The organism is Streptomyces durbertensis (genome assembly GCF_014156695.1).
Classification (GTDB): domain Bacteria; phylum Actinomycetota; class Actinomycetes; order Streptomycetales; family Streptomycetaceae; genus Streptomyces; species Streptomyces durbertensis.
In genome coordinates this window covers 1-1,675 of record NZ_WMLF01000705.1, presented here as the reverse complement: position 1 = coordinate 1,675, position 1,675 = coordinate 1, and the positions used below count along the sequence as shown (strand labels likewise).

Annotated in this window: 2 protein-coding genes; both read right to left on the bottom strand. The window is 75.9% G+C overall.

Annotation, left to right across the window (positions count from 1 at the left end; genetic code table 11):
• Window positions 1-14: 14 nt before the first annotated feature.
• Window positions 15-728: an alpha/beta hydrolase family protein gene (locus GL263_RS26100; RefSeq protein WP_194377926.1), complete on the bottom strand. Its 714-nt coding sequence runs from the start codon at window positions 726-728 to the stop codon at window positions 15-17.
• Between the two features lie 38 nt (window positions 729-766).
• A complete protein-coding gene (locus GL263_RS26095; protein WP_182858199.1) occupies window positions 767-1,585 on the bottom strand; it encodes an SOS response-associated peptidase in 819 nt (272 codons plus the stop codon).
• Window positions 1,586-1,675 lie beyond the last annotated feature (90 nt).

The window sequence follows — 1,675 nt, the reverse complement described above, 5'->3', positions numbered from 1 at the left end:
GGGAGGGGTTCCGCTCAGCGTCCCGGGGTGCCGCCGAGCCAGTCGGCCACCGTGGTCGTGATCAGGCTGAGGGCGCCCGCCTGGTCGACTCCGTCGGCGGACGCCTTCTTCGGCACCGCGAAGCCGTGGTCGCCCCACGGCACGGCGGCCACGGTCAGCCCGTCGGCCGCCGGGAACTCCTCCGGGCGGCCGAAGCCGTCCCGGCCGCCCTGCACGACCAGGGTCGGCAGTCCGCCGGCGGGGGCGGCGAGCAGCTCGTCGGCACGGGAGCGCTCCGGACGGCCCGGCGGGTGCAGCGGGAAGGCGAGCGCCAGCACGGCGGCGGCGCCGAGCTCGGCGGCGGTGCGGCAGGCCACCCGGGCGCCCGCGCTGCGTCCGCCGGCGACGACCGGCACGCCGTCGGCGGCCAGGTCCGGCCACAGCGCCGTCCACGCCGTGTCCAGCGTCTTCGGTGCCGGGGCCACCTTGCGTCCGGCGACCCGCCAGGGCTGCTCGACAAGGGCGACCGTGCAGCCCCCGGCGGGCAGCGCGGCGGCGAGCGCCCGCAGGTCGCGGGCCTCCACGCCGCCGCCGGCGCCGTGGCCCAGGGCGAGGACGCGGCGGGGCTCGGCGGCCCGGTACCAGCTGATCCGGGCCTCCCCGACCGGGGTGGGCACGGTCACGGAGGCGTCGGGCTCTCCGGGTGCGGCAGGCGTGTCAGGAGTGTCGGGCGTGTCAGAAGCGGTCATGGCGTCATGGAACCACCGGGAGGCCCCGGGGCGGCGGCTCAGAAGAGCGTGCCGATCTCCGGCTCGTCGAGTTCCGTGACGAGTTCCGGGGAGTTGTTGCGCACGTGGGAGACCGCGGTGCCGACCGGGTAGGCGCGGTGGCGGCCGGTGGGCAGCGAGGCGAGCAGGGCGCTCAGCTCCTCGGGGTCGTCGTGGCGCGGATCGAGCCAGGTGTCCCACCGGTCGGGCGGCAGGGCGACCGGCATCCGGGGGTGGATGTCGGCCAGCGAGTGCGGGCCGGGCCCGTCGCCGGCGCCGGGCAGCGGGGCGGTCTCCGCGTCCGTGGTCAGCACGGTGCAGGTCACCCACCACGCCCGGGGGTCGCCGTCGGGCCGGGTGCGGTCGCGCCAGAACTCGTAGAGACCGGCGAAGGCCATGACCGAGCCGTCCACCGGGGTGACGAAGTAGGGCTGCTTGCGCGGGCGCTTCCGGCGGCCCCGCTGCTCCAGGTCGAGTTCGTCCTTTGCCGTCAGCCACTCGTAGTAGCCGTCGGCCGGCAGCAGGCAGCGGCGGGCGGCGAACGCCTGCCGGTAGGCGGGCTTGTCCCGGACGGTCTCGGCCCTGGCGTTGATCATCTTGACCCCGGTGTCGGGGCTCTTGGCCCAGGAGGGCACCAGGCCCCAGCGCAGCGTGCGCAGCTGGCGCACGGGGGCGGGGTCGTCGCTCCCGCGTGTCGGGCGTTCGAGTACGGCGTACACCTCCTTGGTGGGCGCCACGTTCCAGTCGGGTTCCAGGGTCTCCTCGCTGTCCCACCGACGGACGTCGAAGAGCTGGACGAGGTCCTCCGCCTTACGGCTGGCCGCATACCTTCCGCACATGAGTGCCACACTGCCACGGCACGGCCGGGCGGTGTCGTCCGTTGGCCGGATGAGGCGGAGCGACAACCCGAGGGGGCGGCACGGTGAGCG

Bases quoted from the DNA above. Each gene is read 5' to 3' on its own strand.
- GL263_RS26095 (WP_182858199.1), bottom strand. From the start codon at position 1,585: ATGTGCGGAAGGTATGCGGCCAGCCGTAAGGCGGAGGACCTCGTCCAG.
- GL263_RS26100 (WP_194377926.1), bottom strand. From the start codon at position 728: ATGACCGCTTCTGACACGCCCGACACTCCTGACACGCCTGCCGCACCC.